The sequence below is a fragment of the Pseudomonas sessilinigenes genome, assembly GCF_003850565.1.
Classification (GTDB): domain Bacteria; phylum Pseudomonadota; class Gammaproteobacteria; order Pseudomonadales; family Pseudomonadaceae; genus Aquipseudomonas; species Aquipseudomonas sessilinigenes.
The window spans coordinates 3,989,278-4,004,728 of record NZ_CP027706.1; the positions used below are offsets into that span (position 1 = coordinate 3,989,278).

Genomic DNA, 15,451 nt, shown 5'->3' on the forward strand with positions numbered 1-15,451 from the left:
ATGAGTAACAACCTCGACCAGCTCACCGATTGGTTGAAAGACCACAAGATCACAGAAGTCGAATGCATGATCGGCGATCTGACCGGCATCACCCGGGGAAAGATCTCGCCGACCAACAAGTTCATCGCCGAAAAAGGCATGCGCCTGCCCGAGAGCGTGCTACTGCAGACCGTCACCGGCGACTATGTCGAAGACGACATCTATTACGAGCTGCTGGACCCGGCGGACATTGACATGATCTGTCGCCCCGACCATAACGCGGTCTATCTCGTACCCTGGGCCATAGAGCCCACGGCCCAGGTGATCCACGATACCTACGACAAGCAGGGCAACCCCATCGAGCTGTCGCCGCGCAACGTGCTCAAGAAGGTCCTGAAACTCTATGCCGACCATGGCTGGCAGCCGATCGTGGCGCCGGAAATGGAGTTCTACCTGACCAAGCGCAGCGAGGACCCCGACTATCCGTTGCAGCCGCCGGTGGGCCGTTCCGGCCGTCCGGAAACCGGGCGCCAGTCTTTCTCCATCGAAGCGGCCAACGAATTCGACCCGCTGTTCGAGGATGTCTACGACTGGTGCGAACTGCAGGAGCTGGACCTCGATACCCTGATCCACGAAGACGGCACGGCGCAGATGGAAATCAACTTCCGTCACGGCGACGCCCTGTCCCTGGCCGACCAGATCCTGGTGTTCAAGCGCACCATGCGCGAAGCGGCGCTCAAGCACGATGTGGCGGCCACCTTCATGGCCAAGCCCATGACCGGCGAGCCGGGCAGTGCCATGCACCTGCACCAGAGCATCATCGACATCAATACGGGCAAGAACGTCTTCTCCAATGAAGACGGGACCATGAGCCAGCTGTTCCTCAATCACATTGGCGGCTTGCAGAAATTCATCCCCGAGCTGCTGCCGCTGTTCGCCCCCAACGTCAACTCGTTCCGCCGTTTCCTGCCCGACACCTCGGCGCCGGTGAACGTCGAGTGGGGCGAGGAGAACCGTACCGTGGGCCTGCGGGTGCCGGATGCCGGGCCGCAGAACCGCCGGGTGGAAAACCGCCTGCCGGGTGCCGACGCCAATCCCTACCTGGCGATCGCCGCCAGCCTGCTGTGCGGCTTCATCGGCATGGTCGAGGGGCACAACCCGAGCGCGCCAGTGGTGGGCCGTGGCTACGAGCGCCGCAACCTGCGCCTGCCGCTGACCATCGAGGACGCACTGGAACGGATGGAAAACAGCAAGACCATCGAGAAGTACCTGGGCCACAAATTCATCACCGGCTACGTCGCGGTCAAACGGGCCGAGCATGAAAACTTCAAGCGCGTGATCAGTTCCTGGGAGAGGGAATTCCTGTTGTTCGCCGTCTGATACGCCGGGCGCCGCTGTCCGGCGGTGGCGCCTTCACTGACACTAAGGAGACATTGATGACTCATAAAAACCCGCAAACCCGCGAGTGGCAAACCCTCAGCAGTGATCACCACCTGGCACCCTTCAGCGACTTCAATCAACTGAAGGAGAAGGGGCCGCGAATCATCACCCATGCCAAGGGCGTGTACCTGTGGGACAGTGAAGGCAACCAGATTCTCGACGGCATGGCCGGGCTGTGGTGCGTGGCCGTCGGCTACGGTCGTGACGAACTGGCCGAGGTGGCCAGCAAGCAGATGCGCGAACTGCCGTACTACAACCTGTTCTTCCAGACTGCCCACCCACCGGCGCTGGAGCTGGCCAAGGCGATCATCGACGTGGCCCCCAAGGGCATGAGCCATGTGTTCTTCACCGGCTCCGGCTCCGAGGGCAACGACACCGTGCTGCGCATGGTGCGCCATTACTGGGCGCTCAAGGGCAAGCCGCAGAAGCAGACCATCATCGGCCGCATCAACGGCTACCACGGTTCCACGGTAGCTGGCGCCAGCCTGGGCGGCATGAGCGGCATGCACGAGCAGGGCGGCCTGCCGATTCCCGGCATCGTGCATATCCCGCAGCCATATTGGTTCGGCGAAGGCGGCGACATGACGCCGGATGAGTTCGGCGTGTGGGCTGCCGAGCAACTGGAGAAGAAAATCCTCGAAGTCGGCGAAGACAACGTTGCCGCCTTCATTGCCGAGCCGATCCAGGGCGCTGGCGGTGTGATCATCCCGCCGGAAACCTACTGGCCGAAGATCAAGGAAATCCTCGCCAAGTACGAGATCCTGTTCGTCGCCGACGAAGTGATCTGCGGCTTCGGTCGCACCGGCCAATGGTTCGGCGCCGACTACTATGACCTGGCGCCTGACCTCATGACCATCGCCAAGGGCCTGACCTCCGGTTACATCCCCATGGGTGGTGTGATCGTACGTGACACCGTGGCCAAGGTGCTCAGCGAGGGCGGTGACTTCAACCACGGCTTCACCTATTCCGGCCACCCGGTGGCAGCAGCGGTGGGCCTGGAAAACATCCGCATCCTGCGCGAAGAAAAAATCGTCGAGAAGGTACATAGCCAGACGGCACCGTATTTGCAGAAGCGTCTGCGTGAGCTCGGCGACCACCCGCTGGTGGGCGAAGTTCGTGGCCTGGGGATGTTGGGGGCGATCGAACTGGTCAAGGACAAGGCCACCCGGGCGCGCTACGAGGGCCGGGGCGTGGGCATGATTTGCCGGCAGTTCTGCTTCGACAACGGCCTGATCATGCGCGCCGTGGGCGACACCATGATCATTGCCCCGTCGCTGGTGATCAGCGAGGCGGAAATCGACGAGTTGGTGGCCAAGGCGCGTAAGTGCCTGGACCTGACCTTGAGTGTCCTGCAGGGCTGAGTGCTAGGCTTTGGGCGCGGTGCTTGCGGGCACCGTGTCCAGGGCAGATTAAAGGCCGACTTTTCTTGAAAGCCGGCCTTGGATCTTGCCAGACTACCCGCCGTTTTTAGTGGCCCGGAACCTGGTCCTGGCTCCTGATCACCGAGAATGTGGTTAAAAAGAATAATTGGAGCATTACGCATGAAGGCATTAGGTAAGAAGTTAGCTGGCAAGACCCTCCTCGCCATGTCCCTGATGGGCGTGATGGCGGCGGCAGCACAGGCGGACGATAAAGTGCTGCACGTATACAACTGGTCCGACTACATTGCTCCAGACACCATCAAGAAGTTTGAAGCCGAGTCGGGTATCAAGGTTGTCTATGACGTTTTCGACAGCAATGAAACCCTGGAAGCCAAGTTGCTCGCCGGCAAGTCCGGTTACGACGTGGTAGTGCCTTCCAACAACTTCCTGGCCAAGCAGATCAAGGCCGGTGTCTACCAGGACCTGGACAAGTCCAAGTTGCCGAACTGGAAGAACCTCAACGAGTCGCTGCTCAAGGCGGTATCGGTGAGTGACCCGGGCAACAAGCATGCCTTCCCTTACATGTGGGGTTCGATCGGCATCGGCTTCAACGCCGAGAAGGTCAAGGCTGCGCTGGGTGCCGATGCTCCCACCAACTCCTGGGACCTGTTGTTCAAGCCGGAAAACGCCGAGAAGTTGAAGTCCTGCGGTATCAGCTTCCTCGATTCGCCGACCGAGATGATCCCGGTGGCGCTGCACTACCTGGGCTATCCGACCGACAGCCAGGACAAGAAGCAACTGGACGAGGCTGAGAAGCTGTTCCTCAAGATCCGTCCTTCGATCGGCTACTTCCACTCCTCCAAATACATCTCGGACCTGGCCAATGGCAATATCTGCGTAGCCGTGGGTTACTCGGGTGACATCTACCAGGCCAAGGCCCGCGCTGCGGAAGCCGGTGACAAGGTCAAGGTCAGCTATAACATTCCCAAGGAAGGTGCTGGCAGCTTCTACGACATGGTGGCCATTCCCAAGGACGCAGAGAACGTCGAGGGTGCCTACAAGTTCATGACGTTCCTGCAGAAGCCGGAAATCATGGCCGAGATCACCAACGCCGTGCGCTTCCCCAACGGTAACGCGGCTGCAACCCCACTGGTCGATAAAGACATCACCAGCGATCCAGGCGTTTACCCACCGGCTGAAGTCCAGGCCAAGCTGTATGCGATCGCCGACCTGCCGGCCGCAACCCAGCGCATCCTGACTCGCAGCTGGACCAAGATCAAATCCGGCAAGTAAGCCGATTTTCAGCAAGACCTGTTGCCGTTGTCGTGACGACGACGGCAACAGGGAACAAATAAATGACAGAAAGTTTTGCTGGATTGGTTTATCGAGGGTAAGTTGCGCGCCGGTTTTGTTGCTGGGCAGCTTGGGGGCTGTCAGGTAGCTCGGAGCAACTTGGGCCCAACTATTTAAGAGGACCTCCACTTGCCTATTTCTTTATTTCGCAAAGCCATGCTGGTCGCCGCCAGCCTGACGCTGGTGGCAGGCGTTCAGGCGGCACCGACGGTGCATATTTATAACTGGTCCGACTACATCGGTCAGAGCACCCTGTCTGAGTTTGAAAAGACCACGGGTATCAAGCCGCTGTATGACGTATTCGATTCCAATGAAACCCTGGAAGGCAAATTGCTGGCCGGTCGTACCGGTTATGACGTGGTAGTGCCGTCCAACCACTTCCTGGGCAAGCAGATCAAGGCCGGGGCGTTCCAGAAGCTCGACAAGAGCCTGTTGTCCAACTATGCCAACCTCGACCCGAAGTTGCTCAAGCGTCTTGAGGCCAACGACCCGGGTAACCAATACGCGGTGCCCTATCTGTGGGGCACCAACGGCATCGGCTACAACGTCGAGAAAGTGAAGGCCGCCCTGGGTGTGGACAAGATCGACTCCTGGAGCGCCCTGTTCGAGCCGGAGAACATCAAGAAGCTCAGCGGCTGCGGCGTGGCCTTCCTCGATTCCGCCGACGAAATGATGCCCACGGTGCTCAACTATCTGGGGCTGGACGCCAACAGCACCAACCCTCAGGACTACAAGAAGGCCGAGGCCAAGCTCCTGGCGGTACGTCCCTACGTGACCTACTTCCACTCGTCCAAGTACATCTCTGACCTGGCCAACGGCAATATCTGCGTGGCGGTCGGCTTCTCCGGCGACGTGTTCCAGGCCCGGGCCCGGGCCGCCGATGCCGGCAAGGGCGTGAACATCGCCTACGCCATTCCCAAGGAAGGCGGCGCCCTGTGGTTCGACATGCTGGCCATCCCCAAGGATTCGAGCAACGTCAAGGAGGCCCATGCCTTCATCAACTATTTGCTGCAACCTGAGGTGATCGCCCAGGTCAGTGACTACGTCGGTTATGCCAACCCCAACCCCGGGTCGGACAAGCTGATGGACCAGTCCATTCGCACCGATGAAGCGGTTTATCCACCGCAGGCCGTGCTCGACAAGACTTACGTGTCCATAGAGTTGCCAGCCAGTATCCAACGCTTGATGAACCGCAGCTGGACCAAGGTCAAGACGGGTAAATAGTTCTACAGGCTCAAACTATCCGGGACCCGTCCACCAGGGGCGGGCTGAAAATTTTGTTGGGAGTTTCGCAAATGGCAGTTGCCTCCGGCGCCTATAAGAAAGCCCTCGAGGGCGACCAGACACCCAAGCAGGTGTTGGTCAAGATCGACCGGGTCACGAAAAAGTTCGACGAGACGGTGGCCGTGGACGATGTGTCCCTGGAAATCAAGAAGGGCGAGATCTTTGCCCTGCTGGGTGGTTCCGGTTCGGGCAAGTCCACCCTGCTGCGCATGCTGGCCGGCTTCGAGCGGCCTACCGAGGGGCGGATCTTCCTCGATGGCGTGGACATCACCGACATGCCGCCCTACGAGCGGCCGATCAACATGATGTTCCAGTCCTATGCGCTGTTCCCGCACATGACCGTGGCGCAGAACATCGCCTTCGGCCTCAAGCAGGACAAGATCCCGACGGCGGAGGTCGATGCCCGGGTGGCGGAGATGCTCAAGCTGGTGCAGATGAGCCAGTACGCCAAGCGCAAGCCGCACCAGCTCTCCGGCGGCCAGCGCCAGCGCGTGGCCCTGGCCCGCTCCCTGGCCAAGCGACCCAAGCTGCTGTTGCTCGACGAACCCATGGGCGCCCTGGACAAGAAGCTGCGCTCGCAGATGCAGCTGGAACTGGTGGAGATCATCGAGCGCGTGGGGGTGACCTGCGTGATGGTGACCCACGACCAGGAAGAGGCCATGACCATGGCCGAGCGCATCGCCATCATGCACCTGGGCTGGATCGCCCAGATCGGCAGCCCGATCGATATCTACGAGACCCCGGTCAGCCGCCTGGTCTGCGAGTTCATCGGCAACGTCAACATCTTCGAGGGTGAAGTGGTGGACGATGCCGAAGGCCATGCCTTGATCACTTGCAAGGACGTGGACCGCAACATCTACGTCGGCCATGGCATCAGCACCTCGGTCCAGGACAAGTCGGTGACCTACGCCATCCGCCCGGAAAAACTCCTGGTGACCGCCGAGATGCCGACCTGCGAATACAACTGGTCCAGCGGCAAGGTCCACGACATCGCCTACCTGGGCGGCCACTCGGTGTTCTACGTCGAACTGCCGAGCGGCAAGCTGGTGCAATCCTTCGTCGCCAACGCCGAGCGCCGCGGGGCGCGGCCGACCTGGGGTGACCAGGTCTACGTGTGGTGGGAAGACGACAGCGGCGTGGTACTGCGCTCATGAACATGCGAAAGCTCAAGCGCCGACTCGACCGAATAATTCCCGGAGGCCGCCAGTTGGTCATCGGGATTCCGTTCATCTGGCTGTTCCTGTTCTTCATGCTGCCGTTCTTCATCGTCCTGAAGATCAGCTTCGCCGAAGCGGACGTGGCCATCCCGCCGTACACCGAGATCTACAGCTACGTCGACCAGAAGCTGCAGATCCTGCTGAACCTGGGCAACTACGCGATGCTCGGGGACGACGAGCTGTACATCGCCGCCTACCTCGGCTCGCTGAAGATGGCATTCATCAGCACCATCCTCTGCCTGCTGATCGGCTACCCGATGGCCTATGCCATCGCCAGTGCCCGCAAGGAAATGCAGACCGTGCTGGTGCTGCTGATCATGATGCCGACCTGGACCGCGATCCTGATCCGCGTCTATGCCTGGATGGGCATCCTGAGCAACAACGGCCTGCTCAACGGTTTCCTGATGTCCATGGGCTGGATCAGCGAGCCGCTGCAGATCCTCAACACCAACACCGCGGTGTACATCGGCGTGGTCTATTCCTACCTGCCGTTCATGGTGCTGCCGCTGTACGCCAACCTGGTCAAGCATGACCCGAGCCTGCTGGAAGCCGCTGCCGACCTGGGGTCGGGGACCTTCAACAGCTTCTGGAGGATCACCGTACCGCTGTCCAAGAACGGCATCATCGCCGGCTGCATGCTGGTGTTCATCCCGGTGGTGGGTGAATTCGTGATTCCTGAATTGCTCGGTGGTCCGGAGACCCTGATGATCGGCAAGGTGCTGTGGCAGGAGTTCTTCAACAACCGTGACTGGCCGGTGGCCTCGGCCCTGGCGGTGGTGATGCTGGCGATCCTGATCGTGCCGATCATCCTGTTCAACCGTAGCCAGGCCAAAGAAATGGAGGCCAAGGAATGAAGCGCTTCAGTTTCTCCAACCTGATGCTGGTCCTGGGCCTGCTGTTCATCTACCTGCCGATGCTGATCCTGGTGATCTACTCGTTCAACGCCTCGCGGCTGGTGACGGTGTGGGGCGGTTGGTCGGTCAGCTGGTATGTCGGCCTGCTGGACAACACCCAGTTGATGGGCTCGGTGCTGCGCTCCCTGGAGATCGCCTGCTACACCGCCGTGGCGGCGGTGGCCCTGGGCACCCTGGCGGCGTTCGTCATGACCCGGATCAGCCGCTTCAAGGGGCGCACCCTGTTCGGCGGCCTGGTAACCGCGCCGCTGGTGATGCCCGAGGTGATTACCGGCCTGTCGCTGTTGCTGCTGTTCGTGGCCATGGCCCAGGCCATCGGCTGGCCCCAGGAGCGTGGCATCGCCACCATCTGGATCGCCCATACCACCTTCTGTGCCGCCTACGTGGCGGTGGTGGTGTCGGCGCGCCTGCGCGAGCTGGACCTGTCCATCGAAGAAGCGGCCATGGACCTGGGCGCGCGGCCGTTCAAGGTGTTCTTCCTGATCACCATCCCGATGATCGCCCCGTCCCTGGCGGCGGGCGGCATGATGTCTTTCGCCTTGTCCCTGGACGACCTGGTATTGGCCAGCTTCGTGTCCGGCCCGGGCTCCACCACCTTGCCGATGGAAGTCTTCTCGGCAGTGCGCCTGGGGGTCAAGCCGGAGATCAATGCCGTGGCCAGCCTGATTTTGCTGGCGGTATCGCTGGTGACCTTCCTGGTCTGGTTCTTCAGCCGGCGTGCCGAAGAGGCCCGCAAGCGGGCGATCCAGCAAGCCATCGAAGAGAGCGCCGCCGATTCCTGGAAACAGCCGGACGTGCGTCGGCCCAAGGCGCCGCAAGCCGCTTGAGCCTGTTGCAATAGCACAACGCCCCTTTCCAGGGGCGTTGTGGTTTCTGGCCTCGTATCCTGGTTCAGGAAACCCAGGGCGAGCGGCGAATCACTTCGACGAAGTTCGTCGGCTGGAACCCAGGCTGCTGGTCGGCCAGGACATCGGTCTTGACGTTGCCGAAGGTGGTCTGCGGCCGATGGCGCAGGCCGTCGGCGAATGCGCAGATGATGCACTCCTTGAAACCTTCGCCCCGGGGATGGGCATGCACCACCGCCTCGCGCTGGGCGCTGGGGAAGGCCGCGTAGTCGATGCCCAGGACGTCCATCTCGACCCCGGCTGTGACCAGGGCCACGGTGGGGCGCAGGTGCTGGGGGATGCCGGGAGTGGTATGCAGGGCGATGGACAGCCAGACTTGCTCGATATCGTCGTCGCTCAGCCCGTAGGGCTTGAGGAAGTCCCGGGCGGCATTGGCGCCGTCGACTTCGAAGCGCTGGTCGTCGCTGCGGTGGCCGGGCACCAGGCCCAGGTCGTGGAACATCGCGCCGACGTACAGCAGCTGTGAGTCGTATTGCAACTGGCGGCGTTCGCCGCTCAGGGCACCGAACAGGAACACCCTACGCGAGTGGTGGTACAGCAAGTCGGATTCGATATCACGAATGTAGTCGGTGGTGGCCCGGGCCAGGGCGCTGTCGGGAATCTTGATCCCGGCGATGGTGGAGCTCATGGGGCGGTCCTCGTGGCGGGCGCCGTACTGGCGCTGGAGCCCAGAGTCTGTGCCTGGCCAGGCATGGGGACAATCGATCCGGGGCTGCGATCCGGGCCAACCTGGGGGCATTTACGGCCATGGGCTGTCGCCTCGGGGGCCTGGTTGCGACAATCCAGTGTCGGGCTTGCCTGCCCGGCCCATAGAAGAAGGTGCGTGCCATGGCCAGATCCGTTGCCATCCTGGTGTTTCCCGGTGTCCAGGCCCTCGATGTGACGGGCCCCATGGACGTATTTTGCGAGGCCAATCGGTTCTTGCCGGCCGAAGACCATTACCGCCTGGAGGTGATCGGGCTCCAGGCCGGCGCGCAGGTTTGCTCCAACGGCCTGGTGCTGCAGGCCCGGCGCTCCTTCGAAGAGGCTGTGGAAGCCTTCGACCTGTTGCTGGTGGCGGGTGGGCCGCAAGTCCCCGGCAGCGACTTCGGTCCGGCCTTCGACGCCTGGCTGCGCGGGGCTTGTGCCCGGGCCGCGGGCTTCGGTTCGATATGCAACGGCGCGTTCATCCTGGCTCGGGCAGGCCTGCTGGAGGGACGCACGGTGACCACCCACTGGAGCAATGCGCCGGCGCTCGCGGCCTTGTATCCCTCGACTCGGGTCGAGGTCGATCGCCTGTATGTCGAGGACGACAGGCTGTTTACCTCGGCGGGGGTCACCGCCGGCATCGACCTGTCGTTGTATCTGCTGGCCAAGGACTGGGGCGCCGAGGTGGCCTTGAACGTGGCCAAGCGTCTGGTGGTGTTTACCCAGCGCGCCGGAGGCCAGTCGCAGTTCAGCCCGTTCCTGCTGCCCCAGGCTACAGCCACCTCCGTCGTGGCCCAGGTCCAGCAACATGTGCTGGATCACCTGCAGGACAACCTGAGTATCGGCGAGCTGGCGCGTGCGGCGCGCATGAGTCCACGCAACTTTTCCCGGGTCTTTGTTCGTGAGGCTGGAATAACCCCGGCACAGTTCGTCGAGCGGGCGCGGGTAGATGCCGCTCGGGCGCTGCTGGAGCGCTCGTCGGCGCCGCTCAAGACCCTGGCCTATCGCTGCGGGTTTCGCGATGCCCAGCACCTGCTCCGTGTGTTCAAGCGCCGCCTGGGGCTGACCCCGCAGCAGTTCCGGGCGAACTTCGCCCCGCCGTCCTGGTAGCCAGCGGCGGCTACCAGGGCGCCTGGTTCAGGGGCGGCGGGCCGGCAGCAGCTTCAGGGTGCTACGGGTGTTGGCAGTGACTTCCTCTTCGCTGAAGTGCGCCTGCTGGTAAACCCCTTCGATGTAGGCCTCGGCCTGGTCGTCATAGTGCTTGTCGAACAGCACCCCGCTCTGGCCGACCGGGTTGATGGTCAGGCTATGGGCCGGATCGGCGAAGTCGATGATGCGCCGGGTCGAAGGGCCGTAGACCACCGACCAGGGGGCCGGGCCGATCTTGCTGGTGAGGTTGTTCGGCACCTCATGGCTGCCGGGGGCCTCCAGGGGGCCGACGTTGAACACGCGGTCCAGGGGTTTTTGCATGCCCAGCGGATGAACATGGGTCAGGGTGTGGGCAGTGCCCCAGCGCCATTGCGCCGGGTTCGGCCCCAGGGTGCGCTTGAGGTGGTCGAGGCTGGCGCGCCAGGCCACTTTCACCGTGTCGGCCCGGGTTTCACGCTGGGCGGTGGCACGGTTGTCCCACCAGGGGGAATCGGGATCTGCCGCCAGGCGCGGCAGGGCGGCATCCACAACGCGGGCCTGGATCAGCGCATCGAAAAAAGCATCGCCGAGCTTTTCATGGAAGGTGGCGTTGGCCAGTTCGAACAGGAACTGGTTGAACAGGGTGGCGCTGGTGGATTCCAGCGGATAGTCGCCTTGCCATTGCGCCAGTTGTTCCACCAGCTTGAGTTCCTCTGGGGCGCTGACCACTTCACGCAGTACTGGCAGCAGAGGTGCCAACAGGCGCGGACCGTAGGCGGTAGTGGTGCCCAGTTGCAGCTTCTGGGTGTTCTCCAGGTCCCATTTCACGCTCTTGTCGCTGAGTTGGCGATCCAGCTGCTGGCCGCGGTCGGGGAGGTTGTAGTAGCCGGGGATCTCCATGCCGGTGGGCGAGACTGGCTGGAAGTTGGCCGAGACGATGTAACCCCGGGCCGGGTTCTCTTCCTGGGGATTGGCGCTGAAGGGGTAGAAGCCATCCTTGTCCGCCATGGCGGTACTGCCGTCGAGGATGAAGGCCGGCTTGGCGCCGGCCGGGCGCTTGGGCAGCAGCGCCGAGGCCCACCAGCCGATATCGCCCTTGGCATTGGCCCAGACGATATTCAGCCCGGGTGCGTGGACCTTGGCTGCGGCGGCGCGGACCTTGGCCAGGGTGTCGGCGCGGTTGAGCTGGTAGAAGCCATCGAGTATCGGGTTGGGGGTCTCCAGGAAACCCCACCACATGGCCACCGGGGCCTTGCCCACGGTGCTGCCGAGCATGTCGTTGATGATCGGGCCATGGGGCGACTGGCGCAGGGTCAAGGTCACCGGTGCCTGGCCCTTGACGGCGATCTGCTGCTGGCTGCTGGCCAGGTCGACCCACTGCTCGTGATACCAGACCTGGTTGGGGTTGTCCGGGTTGACCTTCTCGGCGATCAGGTCGAGATCGTCGTTCTGGAACATGGTCAGGCTCCAGCCGAAGTCCAGGTTGTGGCCCAGGAACGCAAAGGGCACCAGGGCCTGGTGGTGGCCGTAGAGCTCGAAGCCCGGTGCCGACAGCTGCGCTTCGTACCACACCGACGGCAGGGAGTAGCGGATATGCGGGTCGCCGGCCAGCAGCGGGCGGCCGCTTTTGGTCCGGCTGCCGGCCACGGCCCAGGCATTGCTGCCTTCGAATTGCGGCAACCCGGCCTCCACCAGGGCTTGCTGGCTCAGGTGGGCGATGCGGCCCAGGTCCTGCCAATCAATGGTGGCCAGGGGCAGGGACGGTTGTGGCTTGCCCTTGGCCAGCACGCCCTTGGGTTGCCAGTCCAGGTCGAAGATCTTCAGGTAGTCGTTGCCCAGTTCGTCGCGGATGTAGGTCAGCACGGGCTCGGAGCGAAAGGCCATGGCGAAGCTGTAGGCCATGAACCCGGCGACGCTGACAGTGTCTTCGGCGGTAAAGGGCCGCTTGCGGATGCCCAGGACGTCGAACTCCATGGGTTGGGCGTGGCTGTCCTGATACTGGTTGATACCGTCCAGATAGGCTTCCAGGGCCTTCCAGGCCGGGGACTGGCGGTCCAGCGCGGCTACGTAGCTATCGGCTCGCTCGCGGATGCGCAGGCTGCGGAACAGTTTGTCGGTATCGAGCAGCTTGGGCCCGAGGATCTCGGCCAGCTCGCCACGGGACAGGCGTCGCAGCATTTCCATCTGGAACAGACGGTCCTGGGCATGCACGTAGCCCAGCGCGCGATACAGGTCGGTTTCGTTCTCCGCGCGGATGTGCGGTACGCCGCGCTCGTCGTAGCGCACCGTGACCGAGCCTTGCAGGCCGCTGATCTCCACCTGGCCCTGGCGCACCGGCTGCTTGCTGTACAGATACCCGCCGATGCCCGCCAGCAGGGCGAGGACCAACACGGCGACGACGGTCAGGCTGCGTTTCATGCGAGCTCCTTGCTGTTGTTGTGTTCAGTGCCGTCTTGCTCGGGCAGCAGACATGTAGCACATCTGGACAGCAGTGCGCAGGAGGCAGTCCTCGATTAGTCGTGAATGCCTTGGTCGTTGCCGCTGGCCCAGGGGCAGTAGCAGCCCACCGCCAGGGTATGGGTGGCGCTGACCCCGCGCTCTTCCTGCAGGGCCTGGAGAATGGGTTCGATGAAGCTGTTGCTGGAGTTGCAGGTCAGGCCTTCGCTGTAGGGGCCGAAGTAGGCCAGCTGGCCGTTGCGGTCCCAGATCGCCACGGCCGGGCTGGCGGGGATCTGTTCGGCTCCGGGCAGGTTGTGCAGGGGCTTGAGCCGGTCCAGGTTGCCTGGTAACCGATCATGGCTGCCTGGCTTTTGCACGGCGTAGAACTCCACGCCCCGGGGGCCATAGGTTTCGATCAGCTCGGCCAGGTGCTGCTGGTTGCCGACGTTGCAGGGGCAGGCCGGGTCCCAGAAGTGCACCAGGCGAATCGCTCCCGGGCCGGCCAGTTCCTCTGGCAACTGCAGGGCATCGCCGGAGAACATCGCCGTATGCTCGCTGAAGGCGCGCAGGTAGCGGCCCTGGAACCAGTCGTAGGCGCTCCACAGGACGGCGGCGCAAATCAGGACGAGCAGGCTGGCAAGCAGGGTCGTGCGGTAGGGCTGGCGCATGGGGATCGGTCCTCGAAGGTCGCGTAGCTTGCCATGCTTGCCGCGACAGATGAATATCGCAGGCCCACAAAGCCCGTTTTGCCCGGTACCCCGTTTTGGAAACATCCATGCCTACGACCTTCGACCCCGACCTCCTGCGCGCCAGCCTGCAATCACTGGCCGATGGGCAGCCCCTGTCGGATCAGGGCCAGGCCTACCAGCGTTTCTACGGCCTGGACTTCGCCGGGCGTGCGCGAGTGCCCCGCAGCCGCTTGGGGCGCTTCCAGGTGGAGGGTTATGAGGTGGTCTGCCAGGTCTGGTGGCCAGCGCAGCCGCGGGCGACGATGTTCCTGTTCCATGGCTTCTACGACCACATGGGCCTATACCGGCATGTGATCGAGTGGGCGCTGCAACGGGATTTCGTGGTGATTTCCTGTGACTTGCCCGGCCATGGCCTGTCCAGTGGCGAACGGGCCAGCATCGACGACTTCGCGGTGTACCAGCAAGTGCTGCTGGGGTTGTTCGAGCAAGCGCGGGCCCTGGAGCTGCCCACGCCCTGGCACCTGTTCGGGCAAAGCACCGGCGGGGCTATCGTCATGGATCACTTGCTCAACCAGGGTGCGCAAAGCCCGGCCCAGGGCCAGGTGTTTCTGCTATCGCCGCTGGTCAGGCCCCGGGCGTGGGGCTGGTCGCTGCTCAGCTACTACCTGCTGCGGCCTTTCGTCACCGGCATCGCCCGGCGGTTCAGCGAGAACTCCAACGACCAGGACTTCCTCGCGTTCCTCCAGGCCGACCCCTTGCAGCCCCAGCGCCTGCCGACGGCCTGGGTCGGTGCGCTGGCGCGCTGGATCAAGCGGTTGGAGGCAGCCCCGCGCAGCAACAGGCAGCCGGTGATCGTGCAGGGGCAAGCGGACATGACCGTGGATTGGCAGCACAACCTGCAGGTGATCCGCAGCAAGTTCAATGCGCCCGAGGTGCTGATGCTGCCGGAAGCGCGGCATCACTTGGCTAATGAAGTGCCGCTGTACCGCGACCAGTATTTCGCGTTCCTGGCGCGGCACGTTTGAGCCGCAGGAGCGTGCCTGCCTTGCAGCCGGTGGCCACTGAGGCGCTGGCCTAGGCCGCCAGGTTTCAAGGTCGTTGGTTGGGTAGGCGATCGCCTGGCAAGGTCCTGCGGCCCTTTGCGCCGCCTTGCAGGCTCGGCAGCGGCTACAGGTGAGTGGCCGGATCAGGGCGCGAGGCTGGAGGTGTTCTGGCCTACCGCCAGGCCCGCGCGGATCGCGGCCAGGGCCGCTTGGTAATAGGCCTTGCCTTCGGCGGATTCGGCAAAAGTGGCGAACTCTTCCAGTTCGGTATCGGACAGGTCTCGGTAGACGTACAGCAGGGTGTTGTTCAAGTCGGCACCAATCTGTTGCATCAGGCGCTGGCGCTGGCCGTTGAGCATGCCCTGGGCCTGGCCGTTGCCCAGCAGGCCGGGAATCATCTGGCTCAGGCTGTCGGCCGCGACCCCGGCGATGGCCAGGGTGACTTCCGCGCCGGCCTCGCGGGCGGGCAAGGCCTGGGCCAGGTGGCCGATGATCAATTGACGGTTGTCGCTGGCCTGCATCTTCGGCAGGCCCTGGGCGTTCTTGGCCAACTGGTCGCGGCGGGTAGCCAGCAGTTCTGCGGCGACGATCTTGCGGCCCAGGGGGGATTGGAAAAAATTCAGGGCGGGAGCCGGGTCGGCCAAGTGCTGGCGTAGTTGCTCCTCGGCCCGGTTGTCCACGGCCTGGGGGGCGAAGCGCTGGTTGCTGTTGTCCACCAGGGCCTGGTAGACCGCTGGCGGCAGGCTGTTCTGGTAGCGCTGCTGGGCGGCGTTGAGGGCATCGCTGAAGTGCGCGCGCTGCTGCTCCCAACCGGCGACCTTGTACAACTGGTCGTGGCTGTCTGCCCAGGCGGGCATGGTGCAGAGGATCAACAGTGAGAAAAGCAAACGGCGCATAAGGACTCCTGTCAGCAGGCGACTATTCTCCGGGGCAAGAGGGTGGTTGTCGAGAATTCGTATCAGATGAAGTCATGGTTCCAGGCACGTTGGAAAAAAAGCTGAATCTGCCGCCC

At 63.1% G+C, this 15,451-nt stretch carries 13 protein-coding genes; 9 read left to right on the forward strand and 4 right to left on the reverse strand.

Features of this window, described 5'->3' with window-relative positions; all coding sequences use genetic code 11:
* The 7 genes from C4K39_RS18420 to C4K39_RS18450 all read left to right on the forward strand — a co-directional run bounded on the left by C4K39_RS18420 (position 1) and on the right by C4K39_RS18450 (position 8,375).
* Positions 1–1,359, forward strand: coding sequence for a glutamine synthetase family protein (locus C4K39_RS18420; protein ID WP_068575405.1), 1,359 nt, complete (start codon positions 1–3; stop codon positions 1,357–1,359).
* 56 nt (positions 1,360–1,415) lie between these two features.
* Positions 1,416–2,780: an aspartate aminotransferase family protein gene (locus tag C4K39_RS18425; protein ID WP_124347134.1), complete on the forward strand. Its 1,365-nt coding sequence runs from the start codon at positions 1,416–1,418 to the stop codon at positions 2,778–2,780.
* A 180-nt stretch (positions 2,781–2,960) separates the two neighbouring features.
* Positions 2,961–4,073: a polyamine ABC transporter substrate-binding protein gene (locus C4K39_RS18430; RefSeq protein ID WP_068575407.1), complete on the forward strand. Its 1,113-nt coding sequence runs from the start codon at positions 2,961–2,963 to the stop codon at positions 4,071–4,073.
* Positions 4,074–4,262: 189 nt separating this feature from the next.
* Positions 4,263–5,357 (forward strand): polyamine ABC transporter substrate-binding protein, encoded by a 1,095-nt coding sequence (locus tag C4K39_RS18435; protein ID WP_124347135.1) that lies wholly within the window; start codon positions 4,263–4,265, stop codon positions 5,355–5,357.
* Positions 5,358–5,428: 71 nt separating this feature from the next.
* Positions 5,429–6,571 (forward strand): ABC transporter ATP-binding protein, encoded by a 1,143-nt coding sequence (locus tag C4K39_RS18440; RefSeq protein ID WP_068575409.1) that lies wholly within the window; start codon positions 5,429–5,431, stop codon positions 6,569–6,571.
* Positions 6,568–7,488: an ABC transporter permease subunit gene (locus C4K39_RS18445; RefSeq protein ID WP_022641702.1), complete on the forward strand. Its 921-nt coding sequence runs from the start codon at positions 6,568–6,570 to the stop codon at positions 7,486–7,488. The genes C4K39_RS18440 and C4K39_RS18445 overlap by 4 nt, the downstream gene beginning before the upstream one ends.
* Positions 7,485–8,375 carry an ABC transporter permease subunit gene (locus C4K39_RS18450; RefSeq protein WP_022641701.1) on the forward strand — a complete coding sequence of 297 codons (891 nt, stop codon included), beginning with the start codon at positions 7,485–7,487 and terminating at the stop codon, positions 8,373–8,375. The genes C4K39_RS18445 and C4K39_RS18450 overlap by 4 nt, the downstream gene beginning before the upstream one ends.
* A gap of 64 nt (positions 8,376–8,439) precedes the next feature.
* Here the strand turns inward: C4K39_RS18450 and C4K39_RS18455 are convergent, their stop codons facing one another.
* Positions 8,440–9,081: an HD domain-containing protein gene (locus C4K39_RS18455; RefSeq protein WP_124347136.1), complete on the reverse strand. Its 642-nt coding sequence runs from the start codon at positions 9,079–9,081 to the stop codon at positions 8,440–8,442.
* Between the two features lie 200 nt (positions 9,082–9,281).
* Here C4K39_RS18455 and C4K39_RS18460 point away from each other — a divergent pair, with 200 nt between their 5' ends.
* The gene (locus tag C4K39_RS18460; RefSeq protein ID WP_124347137.1) at positions 9,282–10,250 is read left to right on the forward strand and encodes a GlxA family transcriptional regulator; all 969 of its coding nucleotides are present in this window, start codon (positions 9,282–9,284) and stop codon (positions 10,248–10,250) included.
* 27 nt (positions 10,251–10,277) lie between these two features.
* Here C4K39_RS18460 and C4K39_RS18465 read toward each other — a convergent pair whose 3' ends face one another.
* Both C4K39_RS18465 and C4K39_RS18470 read right to left on the reverse strand, forming a co-directional pair.
* Positions 10,278–12,686: a penicillin acylase family protein gene (locus C4K39_RS18465; protein WP_124347138.1), complete on the reverse strand. Its 2,409-nt coding sequence runs from the start codon at positions 12,684–12,686 to the stop codon at positions 10,278–10,280.
* A 95-nt stretch (positions 12,687–12,781) separates the two neighbouring features.
* Complete coding sequence (locus C4K39_RS18470) at positions 12,782–13,375, reverse strand: DUF6436 domain-containing protein (protein ID WP_124347139.1); 594 nt, start codon at positions 13,373–13,375, stop codon at positions 12,782–12,784.
* Positions 13,376–13,482: 107 nt separating this feature from the next.
* On the opposite strand from C4K39_RS18470, the gene bipL reads away from it, so the two are divergent.
* A complete protein-coding gene (bipL, locus tag C4K39_RS18475; RefSeq protein WP_124347140.1) occupies positions 13,483–14,421 on the forward strand; it encodes a phospholipase BipL in 939 nt (312 codons plus the stop codon).
* A gap of 161 nt (positions 14,422–14,582) precedes the next feature.
* On the opposite strand, the gene C4K39_RS18480 is transcribed toward bipL, so the two are convergent.
* Entirely contained in the window at positions 14,583–15,335 is a 753-nt protein-coding gene (locus C4K39_RS18480) for a DUF2059 domain-containing protein (RefSeq protein WP_124347141.1), read from the reverse strand.
* Positions 15,336–15,451: the final 116 nt, after the last annotated feature.

What these genes read in the sequence shown, in the direction of transcription:
- C4K39_RS18420 (WP_068575405.1), top strand. Translation starts at nt 1, where the DNA reads ATGAGTAACAACCTCGACCAGCTCACCGATTGGTTGAAAGACCACAAG.
- C4K39_RS18425 (WP_124347134.1), top strand. Translation starts at nt 1,416, where the DNA reads ATGACTCATAAAAACCCGCAAACCCGCGAGTGGCAAACCCTCAGCAGT.
- C4K39_RS18430 (WP_068575407.1), top strand. Translation starts at nt 2,961, where the DNA reads ATGAAGGCATTAGGTAAGAAGTTAGCTGGCAAGACCCTCCTCGCCATG.
- C4K39_RS18440 (WP_068575409.1), top strand. Translation starts at nt 5,429, where the DNA reads ATGGCAGTTGCCTCCGGCGCCTATAAGAAAGCCCTCGAGGGCGACCAG.
- C4K39_RS18445 (WP_022641702.1), top strand. Translation starts at nt 6,568, where the DNA reads ATGAACATGCGAAAGCTCAAGCGCCGACTCGACCGAATAATTCCCGGA.
- C4K39_RS18450 (WP_022641701.1), top strand. Translation starts at nt 7,485, where the DNA reads ATGAAGCGCTTCAGTTTCTCCAACCTGATGCTGGTCCTGGGCCTGCTG.
- C4K39_RS18455 (WP_124347136.1), bottom strand. Translation starts at nt 9,081, where the DNA reads ATGAGCTCCACCATCGCCGGGATCAAGATTCCCGACAGCGCCCTGGCC.
- C4K39_RS18460 (WP_124347137.1), top strand. Translation starts at nt 9,282, where the DNA reads ATGGCCAGATCCGTTGCCATCCTGGTGTTTCCCGGTGTCCAGGCCCTC.
- C4K39_RS18465 (WP_124347138.1), bottom strand. Translation starts at nt 12,686, where the DNA reads ATGAAACGCAGCCTGACCGTCGTCGCCGTGTTGGTCCTCGCCCTGCTG.
- C4K39_RS18470 (WP_124347139.1), bottom strand. Translation starts at nt 13,375, where the DNA reads ATGCGCCAGCCCTACCGCACGACCCTGCTTGCCAGCCTGCTCGTCCTG.
- bipL (WP_124347140.1), top strand. Translation starts at nt 13,483, where the DNA reads ATGCCTACGACCTTCGACCCCGACCTCCTGCGCGCCAGCCTGCAATCA.
- C4K39_RS18480 (WP_124347141.1), bottom strand. Translation starts at nt 15,335, where the DNA reads ATGCGCCGTTTGCTTTTCTCACTGTTGATCCTCTGCACCATGCCCGCC.